Consider the following 18,078-nt stretch of genomic DNA (forward strand, 5'->3'; position numbering starts at 1 on the left):
GCGCATTCCATGGAGAACGGGAATATCACCCCTCGTTTTCACCCCTCACCCCATATCGAGGGCGAAACTGACTATGGTGAGCAATTGCGGCAAGTGAGAAGAAGTGAAGAAGTGAATCACGACAGCGACGACGTCGACGAGCTCAATCGACGGCCGTCCCTGCCTGCTGTCAGCGCATCAATCAGCGTTCCTCGGCTCTCTCGGCTGGCGATAGAACGTGACGCACCGCTCATCCGCCTCGACCGGGCGTCATCCGACACATTCTGCGTTGTTCACGCTCCTGCGGGCTACGGAAAGACCACACTGCTTGCCCAGTGGGCTCGGAGACGACGTCGCGACGCCGACTCCGAGATCATCCTCTGGGTGACGATCGACAGCAGCTGCAATACACGGATGCCGTTCTGGCGACACGTCACCTCGCTCGTCCGCGACGTTGCTCAGGCATCCGGAGCCGCACCTGCCGCGATCGTCCCCGACGGGGATATCTCGACATCGCTCGTTCGACTGATCGGTCGCAGCTTCGAAGAACTCGACGCCCCGGTCGTGCTCATCGTCGATGCGTGGGAGAACATCAGCGATCCGTCGGTCTCCGAGGACCTTCTCCGCGTCGTTCGCAACACGGAGAACCTCTCGTTGGTCATTGCGACACGGAGCATCGATGCTGAATGGCTCACCACCGCGGCGCCTCATGGGCTCAGCATGCTGAAGCGAGAGGACCTTGAGTTCTCCGTGGAGGACTATGCGGCACTCGCGAAACGCGCTGGTGTTCCACTCGACGCCCGGGAGATCCGCACTGCCGTCGAAACCACGGGTGGCTGGCCATTTGCACTTCGCATGATGCTCGACGAGAGTCGCGATCACCTGCACGCGGAGCTTGACGGGCTGACATCACTCGAGGCGCTTCGTGAGCGCCTCGTCGATGAGTTCAGTCGTACCGCTGGGTTCGAGTACCTGCTCGTCACCTCGATCGTCGAGTCGTTCACTTTCGAACTGGCCGCGTGGCTGGGTGCCGACTCCGACGACTCCCACATCCTCGACGTCGTCGAGAGCCGAGGACTCGGCGCGTGGGAAGCCGGGGCTCTGTCCGTGTTCCGTCTCCAGCCGGTTCTCCGCGAAGGGCTCCTCGCGCGCCTCGGCCACGACGAGTCGCGACGACTGTATCGTCGCCTCGCCCAGTGGCAGGAGCAGAAGGGCCGCCTGACGCAGGCGTTCTTCAGTGCACTCGACGCGGAGGACGCCGCACTCGCGGTCTCCCTCGCCCAGCGCGCATTCATCCCCATCACCGTCGCGCTCAATCGAGCTCCCGAGGCACTGACGTCGCAGCGCCGCTCGTTCTTCTCACGCGAGCCTCTGCTGAGTCTGCTCAACGGGATCTCGCACAACATCGCCGGGCACACGGCGCGCGCGGCCCAGCTGTTCGTCAAGACCATCGCCCTCAGCGAGGCGAAGCTCGTCGGCAATTTCCGGCATCCGACGCCCGATCACGTCTGGGTGCAGGCGGCGCTCACCGCGGGGCTGCGTCTGGTGGGACGCTACGAACTCGTCGAACCGGCCTATCGCAGGTTCAGAAGGATGCTGCAACGCGTCGACGATCCTCACGGCATCCTCCAGTCCGCCGAGACAGTCTTCGCGACGTCCAGCGCGATGACTCTCATCTTCCTCGGGCGGCTGGACGAAGCCCAACACGTGCTCAGAGGAGAGACTCACCCTCGCGGAGGTCGGAACTCGCGGCATGACTACTCACCGCCATGTATCTCCGCCTACATCGAAGCCGCCGATGGCGAGATCGCCCTGGCGCAGTCGTCGATCGCCTCACTGGAGGACGAGGGGCTGCCGCGTCACTTCGACGCCAGCTTCTATTCGGTGCCCCTTCACCTCGCCCGCGCGCTGATCATGCTGGAGCACGGCCTCTTCGACGACGCCGAGAGCGAGCTCCAGCACTGCATGCTGCACTGGAAGACGATCGAGATGTGGCCGCTCCTCGTCGAGGTGAGCGTCCACATCGCCTGGCAGCGGCAGGGACACCTTCATGCTCTGACGGTGCTCAACTCGATGATCGCCGAGAAGAACGGCCACCCTCCGATCAGCCCTGAGATGACCGCTCTGCTCGATGAGCTGCGCGCAATGCTGCTCATCGCCAAGGGCAGTCTCGCGCCGGCGCTCGCGCTCACGTCGGCGCGTCGGTGTCGAACGCATCCGAGACTCGCTGTTTCCCGCGCTCTCGCTCACCTCATCGGCGGTCAGCCTGACCGCGCTCTCGCCACGGCGAACTCCGTATCGGACGCTCAGCGCCTGACGCAGCGCCAGCGAATCACGCTCAAGCTTCTCGCAGCATCCGCCCACCTGCGTCTCGAAGACATCGACGTCGCTGAACGAGGCTTCGGGGATGCCGCCGATCGAGCGCTCTCCGCCGGACTGCGATCGCCGTTCTCGATCATGCCGCGGAGCGACGTACGTGCCTTCCTTCATCGGTACGCGCGCGCGGACGAGATCCAAGCGATTCTCGATGAGTCGCCCGAGCTCTTTCCTCGACCCGGAACATCGGCGAACCTCACCGGACGCGAGCATGTCGTGCTCCGCCACCTGGCCACGGAGGCCACGCTCACGGAGATCTCCGGCGCCCTCAGCGTCTCCGTGAACACCGTCAAGACGCAGGCGAGGGCGGTCTACCGCAAGCTCGGCGTCGCGAACCGCGGCGAGGCCGTCCGAGAGGCGAATCATCGCGGCATCCTCTGACCACGCTCGGCTCGCGCCGCCGGATAGGATGGTTCTGGTCCGTACGCCCGACGGGCACCACCCCACACTGGAGCTAGGTATCTGTGAGCACCCCTGAATCGACCGGCGCCGACACCGTTGCACACGCGATCGAGACTCCCGACAAGGAGCAGCCGTACGAGTCACTCGGCCTGAAGGCCGACGAATACGCGAAGATCCGTGAGATCCTCGGTCGTCGCCCCACCTCGGGCGAGCTCGCCATGTACTCGGTGATGTGGAGCGAGCACTGCTCCTACAAGAGCTCGAAGAAGTATCTTCGCCAGTTCGGCAAGAAGGTCACCCCTGAGATGACCAAGAACCTCATGGTCGGCATGGGTGAGAACGCGGGCGTCATCGACATCGGCGAGGGCTGGGCTGTCACATTCAAGGTGGAGAGCCACAACCACCCGAGCTACATCGAGCCGTTCCAGGGCGCCGCGACCGGCGTCGGCGGCATCGTGCGCGACATCATCTCGATGGGTGCGCGTCCGGTCGCCGTGATGGATCAGCTGCGCTTCGGAGCCATCGACGACCCCGACACGGCGCGCGTCGTCCACGGCGTCACAAGCGGCATCTCGTTCTACGGAAACTGCCTCGGCCTGCCGAACATCGGCGGCGAGACCTACTTCGACCCCGTGTACCAGGGCAACCCGCTCGTGAACGCTCTCTCCGTCGGCGTGCTTCGCCACGAAGACCTGCACCTGGCCAACGCCTCGGGCGTCGGCAACAAAGTCGTGCTCTTCGGCGCCCGCACCGGCGGCGACGGCATCGGCGGGGCTTCCATCCTCGCCTCCGACTCGTTCGATGACGGCGGGCCCACGAAGCGCCCCGCCGTTCAGGTCGGCGACCCGTTCGCCGAGAAGGTCCTCATCGAGTGCTGCCTCGAGATGTACCGCAGCGAGCTCGTCGAGGGCATCCAAGACCTCGGTGCCGCCGGCATCTCGTGCGCGACGAGCGAGCTCGCGGCCAACGGAGACGGCGGCATGTTCATCGAGCTCGACGGCGTTCTGCTGCGCGACCCCTCGCTCACGGCCGAGGAGATCCTCATGTCGGAGTCGCAGGAGCGCATGATGGCCGTCGTCGCGCCCGAGAAGCTCGACGCCTTCCTTGAGGTCGCTGCGAAATGGGATGTCGAGACGAGCGTCCTCGGCGAAGTCACTGACACGGGCCGTCTCGTCATCAACTGGCACGGCGAAGAGATCGTCAATGTCGACCCGAAGACGGTCGCCGTCGATGGCCCCGTCTACGACCGCCCGGTCTCCTACCCCGAGTGGATCGACGCGCTCCAGGCTGACACCGCGAGCGCGCTCGAGCGCAGCGATGACCCGGCCGTCCTGCGGGAGCAGGCTCTGGCCCTGCTCGGCTCGGCAAACCTCGCCGACAAGAGCTGGATCACCGACCAGTACGACTACTACGTGCTCGGCAACACCGCGCTCTCCTTCCCCGACGACGGCGGCATGATCCGCGTCGACGAGGAGTCCGGTCTCGGCTTCGCCATCGCAACCGACGCGAACGGTCGCTACTGCCAGCTCGACCCGCGCAAGGGCGCGCAGCTGGCGATCGCCGAGGCGTACCGCAACGTCGCCGTGACGGGAGCCGTTCCGGCGGCCGTCACCGACTGCCTCAACTTCGGCTCCCCCGAGAACCCCGAGGTCATGTGGCAGTTCTCCGAAGCGGTCGAGGGCCTCTCGGATGCGTGCCTCGAACTCGGCATCCCCGTCACCGGTGGAAACGTGTCGTTCTACAACCAGACGGGCGACACCCCGATCTTCCCGACTCCGGTCGTCGGTGTTCTCGGCGTGATCGACGACGTCGCGCGTCGTGTGCCCTCTGGGTGGCAGGACGAAGGCGACAACATCTACCTTCTCGGCACGACCCGCACGGAGCTCTCGGGCTCGGCGTGGGCCGGCACGGTCCATGGGCACCTCGGCGGCCGCCCGCCGGCGGTCGACCTCCAGCGCGAGAAGGATCTCGCGGCGCTGCTCCACGCGGCATCCCAGCAAGGTCTTCTGGCGTCAGCTCATGACCTCTCCGACGGTGGGCTCGCGCAGGCGCTCGCGGAGTCGGTGTTGCGGTTCGGAGTGGGCGCGCGCGTCTGGCTGGGCGAGATCATGGAGAGAGACGGCGTGGATGCCGCATCCGCTCTGTTCTCCGAGTCGACGGGGCGCGTCATCGTGTCGATCCCGCGCGAGGACGACGTGAAGTTCCGCGGACTGTGCGAGGGACGCGGCTACCCCGTGCTTCGCATCGGCGTCACCGACGGCAAGGCGCCCGCAGACGTCGCGCTCGATGTTCAGGACGTATACACGCTGTCGCTCGACGAGCTGCGTCAGACGCACCGCGAGCCTCTCCGCTCGCGCTTCGCCTGAGTCAGGAGGGGTCCGACTGCACGCTGTAGCAGACGTGCACGAAGTCTCCGAAGCGCTTGACCTCGGTCAGCTCGAGGTCGCCGGGCTCGGTCGTTCGGGGAAAGAGAGGCGCGCCTCCGGCGAGCGCGGCGGGAGCGACCGAGATCTGAATCTCATCAAGCGCGCCGATGTCGTAGAACTGTCCGACCAGCTCGCCTCCCCCGACGAGCCAGACGTCGCGACCCGCGGCTGCAGTCACGATCTCGTCCAGGTGGTCGAGCACCTCACCGCCCACGAGGCGCACGTCGGCACCCTCAGGAATCGGCAGCTCACGCGAGGTGAAGACGTAGGTCGGAGTCTCCCCGAAGAACGTCGTCCACTTCTCGGGGTTCTCCATGAGCTTCGTCGAGGAGAGCACCCACTCGTAGGTCGTGGACCCTTCGACGATGACTCCGATGTCGCGCATGAACGTTCCGTGGTCCGGAGCTTCACCGGATTCGACGGCGAACAGCCAGTCCAGAGAGTTGTCGTCATCGGCGATGTAGCCGTTCAGCGACGATGCCGTGTTGTAGACGATTCGGGTCATGCTCCTCACCGTATTCGACCTTTGCGGAAGGTGTGAGCGACACGCGTTTCCAGCGCGCATCACGACTGTCGAGCCCTTGCACGGCCACGGGTTCTCAGATGTAGGCTGAGGCAGGCCGGGCTACCAGCCCCGTCGATCGAGGGGGAACGGTCGATGCACCGCTCCCGAAAGGAGCGGTACCGATGTCACATCAATCGACGCCCTACACGAAGAAGGCCTACGGTCTCTCCGTCGCCGCAGCGGTCGGAGGCTTCCTCTTCGGATTCGACTCATCCGTCATCAACGGCGCCGTCGACTCCATCGACCACACGTTCTCGCTCGGCCCAGCACTGACCGGTGTGATCGTCGCGATCGCTCTGCTCGGCTGCGCTCTCGGCGCCTACATCGCGGGTGGTCTCGCCGATCGCTACGGGCGCCTGCGAGTCATCTTCATCGGCGGCATCCTCTTTCTGGTCAGCTCCATCGGTGCTGGACTCACATTTTCACCCTGGGACCTTCTTCTCTGGCGCGTTCTCGGCGGCATCGGAATCGGTATCGCGTCGGTCGTGACGCCCGCCTACATCGCCGAGATCTCGCCGCGGCAGATTCGTGGAACTCTCGCCTCGTTCCAGCAGCTGGCGATCACGCTCGGTATCTTCGCAGCGCTGCTCAGCGATGCCGTGCTCGCGACGTCTGCCGGCGGTGCGGGCGAGAAGCTCTGGATGGGCCTCGAGGCCTGGCGTTGGATGTTCCTCGTCGGAATCGTGCCCGCGGTTGTCTACATCGTGCTGTCGTTCACTCTGCCGGAGTCACCGCGCTATCTGCTCGCGAAGAAGCGCCCCGACGAGGCGCGGCGCATCTTCGAGACACTCGTGATCCCCTCCGAGGTCGACCGCAACATCAACGACATCACTAAGGCGATCGAGACCGACGAGAAGCACTCCGGCTCATCGCTGCGAGGCCCCAAATTCGGCCTTCAAGGCGTGGTGTGGATCGGCATCATCCTGTCGATCTTCCAACAGTTCGTCGGCATCAACGTCATCTTCTACTACTCGACCAGCCTGTGGAAGGCCGTGGGCTTCACTGAGGAGTACTCACTGCTGGTCAGCGTCATCACGTCGGTCACGAACGTCGTACTCACCTTCGTGGCGATCTTCCTCGTCGACCGCGTCGGCCGTCGTCCGATCCTCCTCAGCGGGTCCGTGCTCATGACGATCTCGCTCGGCGTGATGGCGCTCTCGTTCAGCTTCGCCTCGAAGAGCGGAGACGACGTCCACCTGCCCGGTGCATGGGGTCCGATCGCACTGATCGCGGCGAACCTCTTCGTCATCGGGTTCGCGGCGTCGTGGGGCCCGCTCGTCTGGGTGCTGCTCGGCGAGATCTTCCCACCGAAGATCCGAGGCAAGGCTCTCGGCGTCGCGGCATCCGCTCAGTGGCTCGCCAACTTCGCCATCACCGTGACGTTCCCGAGCATGTCGAGCTGGTCGCTGCCGCTCACGTACGGGTTGTACGCGGTGTTCGCGCTGCTCTCGTTCTTCTTCGTGTTCTCGAAGGTTCCCGAGACCAAGGGCATGGAGCTCGAGCAGGCGGAGACGCTGTTCACGAAGTAACGGTCAGGCGGTGTTGCGCGCTGTCATGACCGACACGAGTGAGGCGATCATTCGCTGCAGCTCTTCGTCTTCGTGAGGCGGGCGCCCCCCGCCCATCATGAGCCGCTTCTCGACGGCCATGTGGTAACTCGACACGATCGTGCGCGCGGCGACGATCGGGTCTACGACGAAATGGAAGCCGAGCATGTCGATCGTGCTGACGAGAGTGTCAGCGAGGCGACCGATGAGCACCTCGAAGTACTCCGCGAGGTAGGTGCCGAATTCCGGACTGCGCAGCGCCTGAATGCGGAACTCCGCCTCGATGAGGCACCAGTGTCGGTCGTCGCCCTGCAGCTTCAGAAAACCCGCGACGGCCTCGGTGAGGGCATCCAGCTTCTCGTCGTCGGTGCCGGTGAGCCGCTTGCTCAGGCTCGGAATGACATCGCGCACGCCTTCGCGCACCTTCTCCAGTCGCTCCGCGTTCTCGCGCTCCGCAAGCGCCATGAACAGTTCACCCTTGCTCTCGAAGTTCGAGTAGAAAGCGCCACGCGTGAAGCCGGCGCGTTCCGCGATGAGCTCGACGGGAGCGGCATCCACACCGACCTCGGCAAAGACGTCGTACGCCGCGTCGAGCAGGCGTTCCCGGGTCTTCTGACGTCGCGCTGACGCCGGCTCGGCCTGGGTGTCGACCATGCTGAAACCTTTCTGAAAGAAGTTGGCGATACACAAGTGTATCCGATACATTCGTGTATTGGATACATTCCTGTATCGAGATTCTGGAGAACCGTGTCATCCTTCCTCTACTCCCTGGGCCGAGCCATGTTCCGCATTCGGAAGACGGTCATCGGTCTCTGGATCCTTCTTCTCGCGATCACCGGCGCAGGCGCACTTCTGTTCGGTCAGGGAATGGACAACAGCATCTCGATTCCCGGCACGGAGTCGCAGAACGCGCTCGACAGCCTGAGTGCGACCTTCCCTCAGGTGAGCGGTTCGAGCGCGCAGCTCATCGTCGTCGCCCCCGACGGCCAGAGCGTCACGGATGCCGATATGTCAGAGCCCATCGAGGATGCCGTCGACGAGCTGAACGACATCGACCACGTGGACACAGCGCTCTCGCCCTTCGATGACACGGTCGACGGCAGCATCAACGACGACAAGGATGCCGCTCTCATCACGATCCAGCTCGACGGCAGCACTTTCGAGATCCCGGACTCGACGAAGACCGAGCTCGAAGACGCGACGGCCTCGCTGCAGAGCGCACTCCCCGACGGCGCAACCGCGTCGCTCGGCGGCGAGCTGTTCAGCCAGGAGATGCCGACCCTCAGCATCATCGAGGCGCTCGGGGTCGTCGTCGCGCTGATCGTGCTCGTGCTCACGTTCGGCTCGTTCCTCGCTGCGGGGATGCCCCTCATCACGGCGCTGCTCGCCGTCGGCGTCTCGATGACCCTCGTGCTCGGCGCGACGGCGTTCACCTCCATCACGTCGACCACCCCGATGCTCGCGCTCATGCTGGGCCTCGCGGTCGGCATCGACTACGCCCTGTTCATCATCTCGAGACACCGCGACCAGCTGCGCGACGGTCTCGACGTCGAGGAGTCCGTTGCTCGCTCTGTCGCAACCGCCGGTTCCGCTGTCGTCTTCGCCGGTCTCACGGTGATCATCGCGCTCCTGGGGCTCAGCGTCGCCGGCATCCCCTTCCTCACCACCATGGGCGTCGCGGCGGCCCTCGGCGTCGCCGTCGCCGTGCTCGTCTCGCTCACAATGCTTCCTGCGCTCCTCGCTGTCGCTGGCGAGCGCCTCCGACCGCGGCGTTCCAAGGACGCCTCCGACACGTCGATCGTCCGCCCGAACCGCTTCTTCCTCGGATGGGTCCGGGCGGTCACGAAGCGACCGATCATCACGATCACGGCGGTGGTCGTCGCGCTCGGCGTGGCGTCGTTCCCTGCGCTCGGCCTCAAGCTCGCGCTCCCCGACGCGGGCGGACTACCCGAGGAGAACTCGGCGCGACAGACCTACGACCTGGTGTCGGAGCACTTCGGCGAGGGCTACAACGGAATGCTCATCGTCACGGGCTCGATCATCACGAGCACTGACCCGCTCGGCCTCATGGAAGACATCGGCGACGAGATCGAGGGGCTCGACGGCGTAGACTCCGTGCCCCTCGCCACTCCGAACGAATCCGCCGACACCGGCATCGTCCAAGTGATCCCCGAGCACGGGCCGGACTCCGACGAGACCAAGGCTCTCGTGAACGAGATCCGCTCGCTTCACGATCACTTCTTCGACAAGTACGACGTGGACCTCGCGGTCACCGGCTTCACCGCCGTCGGCATCGATGTTTCCGCGAAGCTCGGTCAGGCGCTCCTGCCCTTCGGTCTGCTCGTCGTCGGGCTCTCGCTCGTGCTGCTGACGATGGTGTTCCGCTCAATTGCGGTGCCCATCAAGGCGACCCTCGGCTACCTGCTCTCTGTCGGTGCGTCGTTCGGCGCGGTCACGCTCGTCTTCGGCGACGGCGTGCTCGCCGAGCAGCTCGGAGTCGCCCGAACCGGCCCCGTGATCAGCTTCCTCCCGATCATCCTGATGGGTGTGCTCTTCGGACTCGCGATGGACTACGAGGTGTTCCTCGTGTCGCGCATCCGCGAAGATTTCGTGCACGGCAAGAACGCACGACGCGCGATCGAGACCGGGTTCACGTCGTCGGCGAAGGTCGTCACAGCCGCTGCGGTCATCATGATCGCCGTGTTCGCCGCATTCGTGCCGAGTGAGGACGTCAACATCAAACCCATCGCGCTCGGACTCGCGGTCGGTGTCTTCGTCGACGCGTTCATCGTGCGCATGACGCTCGTGCCCGCGGTGCTCGCGCTGCTCGGCGACAAGGCATGGTGGATGCCGCGGTGGCTCGACCGCATCCTCCCCGCCTTCGACGTCGAGGGTGAAGGCCTCGCGCGTGAGCTCGAGCTCGCCGAGTGGCCCGCTCCGAATGCCCGGCTGGCGATCGCGGCCGATGACCTCACCGTCAGCACCGACGACGAGCAGGTCCTCGCGCCCACCGCCTTCCGTGTGCAGCCCGGAACCATCCACGCTGTGCACGGAGACAGCGCCCGCGCCGTCCGCGCAGCCCTTCTCGCTGTGACAGGACGGATGCCGCAGGCCACCGGCACGCTCAAGATCGCCGGTCTTGTGCTGCCGTCCCGCGGCCCCGCGGTGCGACGCATCGCCGGCTACGTGACCCTCGCGACATCCGACAGCCCCCGCGCCCTGGTGCGCGACGCTCTCGCCGAGAAGCCGACGATCCTCGCGATCGACGCCTTCGACTCCGTCACCGACAGCGATGAGCGCGACCGCCTGCTCGCCGAACTCACCCGCGCCCGAGGCCGCGAAGACGCACCGACGATCCTTCTCGGCTGCGCGACGGCATCCATTCCCGACATCTGCGACGACCACACGTTCGTCGCCCCCGACCACTCACGCTCACTCGTCACGGAGGCATCCGCATGAGCACCCGATTCCCCTACCTCGAACGCACCGACGGCGCGAAGCGCTCGCGGCCGCTCACGATCATCGGTCTGCTGCTCGTCCCGTTCATGATCGCCGGGCTCCTCGTGTGGGCCCTGTGGAACCCCGCAGATCGGCTCGGCACCGTGCAGGCAGCGATCGTCAACAACGACGAACCGGTGACGCTGAACGATCAGGTCGTGCCGCTCGGGCGTCAGCTCGGGGCGGGGCTCGTCGACAGCGAAGGCGAAGACAGCAACTACTCGTGGATCGTCACGGACGAAGACGGCGCCGCCGAGGGCCTTGAGGACGGAACCTACGCGGCCGTCGTCACCATTCCGGAGAACTTCTCGAAGGCCGCGACCTCCACCGCGGGTGACCCCGAGGATGCCGAGAAGGCCGTGATCGACGTCACCACGAGCGACGACTCGAAGCTCATCGATGACGCGATCAGCCAGGTGATCACCACAACAGCCGCGAACGTTCTGGGGACCGAACTCACCTCGAGCTACCTCGACAACGTGTTCCTCGGCTTCAACACTCTGCACGACCAGCTCGGCACCGCGGCCGACGGCGCTTCAGATCTCGCCGACGGAACATCCGAGCTGTCGGACGGACTCGGCCAAGCGGCGGAGGGAGCCGACGAGCTCGCGCAGAACTCCGACCAGCTCGTCACTGGTGCCCAGGGCCTCGCTGACGGAGCCTCCGGACTCTCCGACGGTGCGAGCGACCTTTCGTCAGGAGCCAGCGATCTCGCGGACGGCGCCTCCCAGTCCGCTGCCGGCGCGGGCGAGCTCTCGGGCGGAGCATCCCAGCTCTCTGCAGGTCTGCAGTCCCTCGTAAGCGGCCTCCAGCAGCTCAAGGAGCAGACTGCCGCTCTCCCCGGACAGACGCAGCAGCTGGCCGACGGCGCGTCAGGTGTAGCGGATGGCGTGACCAAGCTCACCGACGGTATCGCGGCGCTCAACCCGCTCGCCCAGGCCTGCAGCGCCGGAGTCGCCGGAACATGCGAACAGCTCGCAGCTGCAGTGACCAAACTCAACGGAGACGCGGACGGAGATGGCGTCACAGACATCACCGCACTCGGAGCAGGCGCGACAGAGGTTTCTGAAGGTATGTCCGCGTTGAACGATGGCATGCAACCGCTCGCAGACGGGATCGCGAGCGCAGCCGACGGTGCAGGATCTGTGCAGACTGGCGCCGATGGACTCGCAACGGGCGCGGCGACCCTCGCAGATGGTCTGAAGCAGCTGTCGGGTGGCGCCTCGCAGCTCTCTGGTGGTGCTGTTCAGCTCTCGAACGGTGCGACCCAGCTTTCGACCGGCGCCTCCCAGTATGTCGAGGGCATCACCGAGTACACCGGCGGCGTCGTGTCCCTGAGCGACGCCATGACGCAGCTCGGCGATGGCGCATCGAAGCTCGACGACGGAGCGGCATCCCTGTCCGACGGACTCGCCGAAGCTGTGGACCAGATCCCGAACTACAGCGAATCCGAGCGCAGCTCTCTCGCCGATGTCGTCTCTGACCCGGTGTCAACATCCGATGACGATTCGGCGTTCTCCTTCGGTTCAGGCGGGATTCCGCTCTACGCTGTGATCGCTCTGTGGCTCGGTGCGCTCGCGACGTTCTTCCTGCTGCGCGCGACCCCGCGGGCGACCCTCGGGTCGACGAAGTCGGCGTTCATGCTGATGCTGCGCTCGGCGACGCCCGGACTGCTGCTCGGGGTGATCCAGGGCGTGCTCGTCTCGGTCATCGTCGGCATCGCCCAGGGTCTGACGTTCATGGAGGGCCTCGGCTTCGCCGGAGTCGCCGCCCTGATCGGCGCGGCGTTCGCCGCGGTCAACCAGGCGCTCGTCGCCGCGTTCGGCGGAACCGGTCGCTTCATCTCGATGATCGTCGGCGTGCTCGCCCTCGCCACGGGGGTGATCTCCACCGTTCCGGGCGTGCTCGAGAAGCTGTTCGGCCTCTTCCCCGTGAGTCCCGCGCGGTCGGCGTTCAGCTCCGTGCTGCTCGGCACACCGGGCATCGGCGGAGCCGTGGTGGCCCTGGTGGTCTGGCTGCTCGCGGGAGTCGCCGTGACGACGTTGAGCATCGCCCTGAGACGAACGGTCTCCGCCCGAAGACTCGCGGCAGCGCCCGCCTGATGCGTGAGGCGGTCTACGCCTGCGCTTCCTCGTGAGGCCGCTCGTAGACCGTCTCATCGTCCGCGTCGAGGATCAGCTCGATCTCGTCGCCATCGAATGCGGCGAGATACCCCTCCGGCAGCACGAAGACCTTGAGCACCGCCGCACGCGAGCGCACAAGCTGACCGACCGTGGTCGCTTTGAGAGCGTCCTCCTCGGCATCCTCACCGGGAAATCCGAGGAACCAGCCCGAATCGCGGTCGCTGCCGGCCGCTGCGTGCTGCGCCACAAGCGCGTGACTTTCGAGAACGCCATCCGCGTACACCACCCGCTGAGTGAACAGCGCGGGAGAGGCATCCTCGAGCTCTGCGAGCCGCGCGACCACCGACTGCTCGGCCTCGACGGCGAGCGCGAGTGTCACGTTCGAGACCCAGTCGTGGATGTCACCCGCGAAGTCCGGGCAGTGAACAACGAGGATGCCGTCATCGTCGACGAGCTTGAACGCACTCCAGCCCGCACGCAGCACGAACCCGTCTTTCACAAGCTCAGCGGGCGCCGCTTCGATCACATTCAGGAGCGCGTCGGCCTGCGGCTCCAGAGCGGGGTCCGCAGTGCACGAAACAGTCTGACCGGCAATCTCTCGCGTATACGTCTCAGCCACAGGTTCATCGTATCGACGGCAGCGCTCTGATGACGAAGCGGGTGCCGTGTCAATTCAGCGGATGCCCGCCCTGCTCACTTCTTCGGCGGCGGGGCAACCCACGTGGGGTCGACGAGCTGCCCGATGCGGTTCATCGCATCCATGGCGGCTGGTCCAGCGAGAAACTCCGTGCCGGACCAGCGGCAGCCCTGCTCGAGGGCGTAGAGCATTGCAGCGAGAGGTTCTGGGTTCACGAGAGCATCGGGAACGAGGCTCATCGTGCCGGTTCGCGGGCCTGACGGCTGCGTCCATGTGCTGACGAAACGACGTGCGTCGGCATCCATGGCCCTCTCGATCACTGCCTCAGCGTTCTTGAGAGCGAACATGACTGAGACCCACCCGTTCCCTGATCGCGCCGAGAGGCGGGCTCCCGTTCCGAGCAGCGGGCGTTCCAGCTGCGCCGGCTTGCTCGCCGTGCGGTCGATCACTGCGATGAGGAAGATCTCGTCCCACCGGATCACCGGAAACTTCGCCAGATGCACACCCTCAGCCGATACCCCGAGATAGAGGGCGGTCTCCTGCGCGGTCTCACGCCGAATCCGACGACGATAGGCAAGCATCAGAGGAACGAGGATGCCGACCGTGACGGCCGCGAAGATCGCCAGCACGACGATGAGTCGCACCCAGATGCCAATGTCCATGACCAGGGCGAGTACGACGCACACGAGCGCCGCGCCGCCGAGAATGCTGCACGCGGTCATCACCCAGCGGTTCCACCGCAGAACGCTCTCGCGACGCGACGGATCGTAGAGCGTCTCGTAGCGGCGGCGCGCCGCGAAATAGTCCGCCCACTCCGGGGCAACCGTCTGGCTCATGCGCTGTCTCCGACACGATCGTCTTCGGGGACGGGCCGACGGATGCCGCGCTTCTTCGCGTCGGCGAGGATGCGGTACCTCTCGCCCCGCATCTCGATCATCGGGAATGCGACTTTGTCGACGCGGTGGGCCAGGAAGACATAGCCGATCTGATCGTCGTCGCAGAGCCAGAGCTCGAGCAGGGCTCCGCCTTTCGAGTCTGACTCCGGAACGGGGAGAAAGCTGCTCGGCGCTCCGGTCGCGAAATTCTGGGCCAGCTGAGCGACCTGCTGCGACGATGCGTGGAAATACTCGCGCACCACCGGCGTGATCTCCGCTCCCGTCTCCGTCCGAGACCACTGCATGGCTTTGATCGCGGAGTACACGACGAACAGACCGATCACGGCGATGAGCACGGGCGTCAGAGGCGTTCCGAGAGCGTGGACGATGACGGAGTTGTAACGCGTCCCGCTCGCTCCCGATGGCTCCACCCATTCGCTGAACGTGCTATAGCCCGCGACGATGGCTCCGGCGACCGCGATGAGCACGCCCCCGATCACTCCGAGGATCACCGTCTTCCGCACGTTTCGACGCGATGTGAATCGCTGCGGGTCGGCTCGAAACTCGTTCTCGATGTCGCGCATTGTGTCCTTCGCTGTCGGGCGCGTCCATTCTAAATGCACGTGTAAAGACCGATCGGTACACTCGTCGAGGATCATCCGCGAAACGGAGGAATCATGTCAGATGCTCTGCGAGACCGATGCGAGGAGCTGCGCGCCGTCGTGCTCGAACTGACCACGACGACGATCGAGGCCATGGGCAAGCCGTCCAAGCTCGCCGATGTGGTGACCGTCATCGGCAAGCTCCGCGCCATCGGCGACAAGGGCGCCGCCGGCATCGACAACCCCGATTACCTCGCCTGGGACCGCGTGTACGACGCCAGCCTTCAGAAGATGGAGGATGCCGCGCGCCGAGGCGACGCGCAAGAGGCGTGGCGCGCCTTCGCCGACCAGGAGACGGGCGTGAACCTCATCGCTCGCGCCTGCACCGGCTACCCCGGCTGGTAGTCACTCGCAACCGACGACCACATCGTCGGGAACGGTCGGTGTTCGAGTCGTCCCCCACTCGTCGAATGTGAAGGATGCGTCGCCCGACGAGTCGCCCGCGACATAGCTGTGCGGCAGCGGCGGCCCGAAGGCGGCGACGCTCATCGTCCCGACGGGCGCTGTTCCGTCGCTGATCACGACATCGACGCTCTTCTGCTTCCCGTCCGCCGGAACGCTCACCGACGCACTGTTGCCGAGCAGCGCCTCCACAAGCGCTGCGGGGTCGAGCACGAGGTTCCATTCGTCGAGGATGCCGTGAGCGTCCGCGACACAGACCGAACCCTCTGCGGCCTCAGCCACTCCGATGTGCGCCGCGAACGCGTCGTTGCCCGATACGTAGGTATCGCCCTTCACCGTCACGATGCTCGCGGTGAGTTTTCCGGCCTCGATCGACGCCGAGTACTGCTCGGGGCTGCCCGCGTACGTCACGTGCAGCGTGCGCCCCTCGGTCGTCGCTTGATCGTCGCCCTCGACCGGGATCTGCTCGACGTACGTGCCCTCGTACAGCACCCCGTCCGAACGGTCGACGGCGTCGATGATCTGCTCGATCGCTTGACTCCCCGACAGGTGCCATAGGCCGTTCTGTCCCGATTTCGCGTCATCGACGGAACCGAGATCAAGGTTCGCCGGGGGCGTCCCCGGCGGAGGCGGACTCGATTTGCCGCGCTTCAGCAGACCGCCTGAGCATCCGCTCATCACGATCGACACGGCGACGGCGACGGCGAGCGCTCGTCCGATGCGGCGCTTACGAACCGACATCTGACATGCACACGCTCTGTGCGCCCTGGGCTTCGAGCACATCCGCGCTGAGCTTCACGGCATCGGGAACCTCAGACGGGCGGACGACGAAGCAGCTGTTCTCGTCGTAGAGACCGAGCGCGTTCGGAATCCAGATGTCGCGTCCCGTCACCAACTGCGTCACGTCGGTCGGGGTGCCCGAGCCGTCGACGACGAACACACTGTAGGGCACGTCAGGGCCGCTCCAGTTCAGGTGCACGCTTCCGCCCGCGCCGCCGATCGACAGCTTGGAGACCACCGGCTTGCCTCCGAAGAAGATCCCGAACACGATGAACGCGGCGACGGCGAGAATCGCGAGGAACGCGACGATGACCGAGACGATGAATGCGGGATGCTTCCAGACCGGGCGCGGCTTCTCGGGCGCCTCCGTCAGCTCTGGGAGCACGTCCGCCCCGGAGATGAGGCTGCGCTTCACGGGCTGCGATTCAGCCGTCGATCGCGCTGAGCCCGACGCGGGCGGCTCAGGTTGCGTCGGCGGTTCTGACGTGGGAACACCCGCGTTCTGGTCCACGACCGTCAGCGGGCCGCTCGCGGGCGCAGCGAGCGTCGCCTCGCTCGCGCGCGAGGCTGCGCGGTTCCGCCGCCTCGAGGGGAGTTCGCCGCTCATCTCAGCCTTCCATGCATCCGACAGGCGCTCCTGCCCGGTAATCATTAGCATGTTATCGGTTGACCATTCTGCTGGCATCTCGACGGGAGGGACGAGAGTGCGACGCTTCCGCCGGTCGAGCGCTTACGCGCTCGGCGTTCTCGGTGCCCTCGTCACGGTCCTCATGCCGTCCACCGGTGCTTTCGCCGAGGGAGACGTCGACCCCACCAACGTTCCGATTCCCTACGAGGGGACTGCCAACGTCTCGCCGTCGCAGGGGTGGACGTTCTCCGACTGCGGCGCCGTCTCCGCGGCATCCGATCTGGTGCTCTCCTGTGAGCCCTCCAGCATCACCTTCGGAGCCGAGACGTACGACCCGGAGATCGACCCCGTCGTCGTGACCGCGGAGATGACGAACGGCCGCACGACCATGACGATCGACTACCGTGTCTCGCTCGAGCCTCCGGAGCCCCCGGCGACCACGGACCTCACCTACGCGGGTCCAGCGAGCGCGGGCACTCCTGTCCTCATTCCCTTCTCCGACCTCGGGATCAGCTGCACGCTCTGCTCTGACGGCGCCGGCATCGACGCGGCATCCCTGTCACCGGCCGACGCGGGCGAGTTCTGGGCGACTCCGACCCACCTGGTCTTCTCGCCCCGACCCGATTTCACCGGAAAGGCGGAGCTCATCTACCGGGCAGGCGACTCCGCTGGCGGATGGTCGCAGGGTGCCGTCGTCACGGTCGATGTGTCGCCCCAAGCCGCTCAGCCGGTCACCGCGCTTCACGTCTTCGCGACGCTCGGCGCCGAGCAGACCGTGCTCACGCTGAGCGACATGGTCTCCGCAGGGTCAGACGTCACATTCACCTCATGCGGTCCACCGATGCACGGAGTCGTCACCTGCTCAGAAGAGGGCGAGGCAACGTACACCCCGAGCGGAGACGCTCAGGTCGATCAGTTCTCCTTCCATGTGGTCTCTGAATCCGGTGCGCAGGCGACCGGCAGCGTGACCGTCGTGCCCGAAGACTCCGCACTCCCTCAGAAGGGCCTCGTGCCGCTGAGCGACGGTGGCACGCCCTTCCCTCTCACGAGCGACGAGAAGGGCACGCGCATCGCGCTCGCCCTGCCGCACGTCGCGGCCCCCGCAGACGACACAACGGGAGGCGACCACTTCACCGCCTTCCGCAGATTCCTCGACGAGGTGGGCGCGTGACCACTTT

General features: G+C 65.8%; 14 protein-coding genes. 7 read left to right on the forward strand and 7 right to left on the reverse strand.

Annotation, left to right across the window (positions count from 1 at the left end):
* Positions 1-111: 111 nt before the first annotated feature.
* Positions 112-2,736: a LuxR C-terminal-related transcriptional regulator gene (locus ACSAGD_RS11420; protein WP_437582874.1), complete on the forward strand. Its 2,625-nt coding sequence runs from the start codon at positions 112-114 to the stop codon at positions 2,734-2,736.
* Positions 2,737-2,819: 83 nt separating this feature from the next.
* Positions 2,820-5,123: a phosphoribosylformylglycinamidine synthase subunit PurL gene (gene purL, locus ACSAGD_RS11425; protein WP_437582875.1), complete on the forward strand. Its 2,304-nt coding sequence runs from the start codon at positions 2,820-2,822 to the stop codon at positions 5,121-5,123.
* Between the two features lies 1 nt (position 5,124).
* Here the strand turns inward: purL and ACSAGD_RS11430 are convergent, their stop codons facing one another.
* Positions 5,125-5,688: a dihydrofolate reductase family protein gene (locus ACSAGD_RS11430; protein WP_437582876.1), complete on the reverse strand. Its 564-nt coding sequence runs from the start codon at positions 5,686-5,688 to the stop codon at positions 5,125-5,127.
* Between the two features lie 182 nt (positions 5,689-5,870).
* On the opposite strand from ACSAGD_RS11430, the gene ACSAGD_RS11435 reads away from it, so the two are divergent.
* Positions 5,871-7,277 carry a sugar porter family MFS transporter gene (locus ACSAGD_RS11435; RefSeq protein ID WP_437582877.1) on the forward strand — a complete coding sequence of 469 codons (1,407 nt, stop codon included), beginning with the start codon at positions 5,871-5,873 and terminating at the stop codon, positions 7,275-7,277.
* 3 nt (positions 7,278-7,280) lie between these two features.
* On the opposite strand, the gene ACSAGD_RS11440 is transcribed toward ACSAGD_RS11435, so the two are convergent.
* Positions 7,281-7,949, reverse strand: coding sequence for a TetR/AcrR family transcriptional regulator (locus tag ACSAGD_RS11440; protein WP_437582878.1), 669 nt, complete (start codon positions 7,947-7,949; stop codon positions 7,281-7,283).
* 93 nt (positions 7,950-8,042) lie between these two features.
* On the opposite strand from ACSAGD_RS11440, the gene ACSAGD_RS11445 reads away from it, so the two are divergent.
* Both ACSAGD_RS11445 and ACSAGD_RS11450 read left to right on the forward strand, forming a co-directional pair.
* Positions 8,043-10,754, forward strand: coding sequence for an MMPL family transporter (locus tag ACSAGD_RS11445; protein WP_437582879.1), 2,712 nt, complete (start codon positions 8,043-8,045; stop codon positions 10,752-10,754).
* Positions 10,751-12,895, forward strand: coding sequence for a YhgE/Pip family protein (locus tag ACSAGD_RS11450; protein WP_437582880.1), 2,145 nt, complete (start codon positions 10,751-10,753; stop codon positions 12,893-12,895). The genes ACSAGD_RS11445 and ACSAGD_RS11450 overlap by 4 nt, the downstream gene beginning before the upstream one ends.
* A gap of 13 nt (positions 12,896-12,908) precedes the next feature.
* Here ACSAGD_RS11450 and ACSAGD_RS11455 read toward each other — a convergent pair whose 3' ends face one another.
* The 3 genes from ACSAGD_RS11455 to ACSAGD_RS11465 form a co-directional block, all read right to left on the reverse strand.
* Entirely contained in the window at positions 12,909-13,535 is a 627-nt protein-coding gene (locus ACSAGD_RS11455) for an immunity protein Imm33 domain-containing protein (RefSeq protein WP_437582881.1), read from the reverse strand.
* A gap of 74 nt (positions 13,536-13,609) precedes the next feature.
* A complete protein-coding gene (locus ACSAGD_RS11460) occupies positions 13,610-14,389 on the reverse strand; it encodes a hypothetical protein (protein ID WP_437582882.1) in 780 nt (259 codons plus the stop codon).
* Complete coding sequence (locus tag ACSAGD_RS11465; RefSeq protein WP_437582883.1) at positions 14,386-15,012, reverse strand: hypothetical protein; 627 nt, start codon at positions 15,010-15,012, stop codon at positions 14,386-14,388. The genes ACSAGD_RS11460 and ACSAGD_RS11465 overlap by 4 nt, the downstream gene beginning before the upstream one ends.
* Before the next feature lie 93 nt (positions 15,013-15,105).
* Between ACSAGD_RS11465 and ACSAGD_RS11470 the strand changes: the two genes are divergently transcribed.
* Positions 15,106-15,435: a hypothetical protein gene (locus ACSAGD_RS11470; protein ID WP_437582884.1), complete on the forward strand. Its 330-nt coding sequence runs from the start codon at positions 15,106-15,108 to the stop codon at positions 15,433-15,435.
* Here ACSAGD_RS11470 and ACSAGD_RS11475 read toward each other — a convergent pair whose 3' ends face one another.
* Complete coding sequence (locus ACSAGD_RS11475) at positions 15,436-16,233, reverse strand: hypothetical protein (protein WP_437582885.1); 798 nt, start codon at positions 16,231-16,233, stop codon at positions 15,436-15,438.
* On the reverse strand, positions 16,220-16,879 hold the full coding sequence (locus ACSAGD_RS11480) for a hypothetical protein (RefSeq protein WP_437582886.1): 660 nt from the start codon (positions 16,877-16,879) through the stop codon (positions 16,220-16,222). Before ACSAGD_RS11480 ends, ACSAGD_RS11475 begins: the two co-directional genes overlap by 14 nt.
* Before the next feature lie 97 nt (positions 16,880-16,976).
* On the opposite strand from ACSAGD_RS11480, the gene ACSAGD_RS11485 reads away from it, so the two are divergent.
* On the forward strand, positions 16,977-18,071 hold the full coding sequence (locus ACSAGD_RS11485) for an Ig-like domain-containing protein (protein WP_437582887.1): 1,095 nt from the start codon (positions 16,977-16,979) through the stop codon (positions 18,069-18,071).
* Positions 18,072-18,078 lie beyond the last annotated feature (7 nt).

Source organism: Paramicrobacterium salitolerans (assembly GCF_051513965.1).
Lineage (GTDB): Bacteria > Actinomycetota > Actinomycetes > Actinomycetales > Microbacteriaceae > Paramicrobacterium.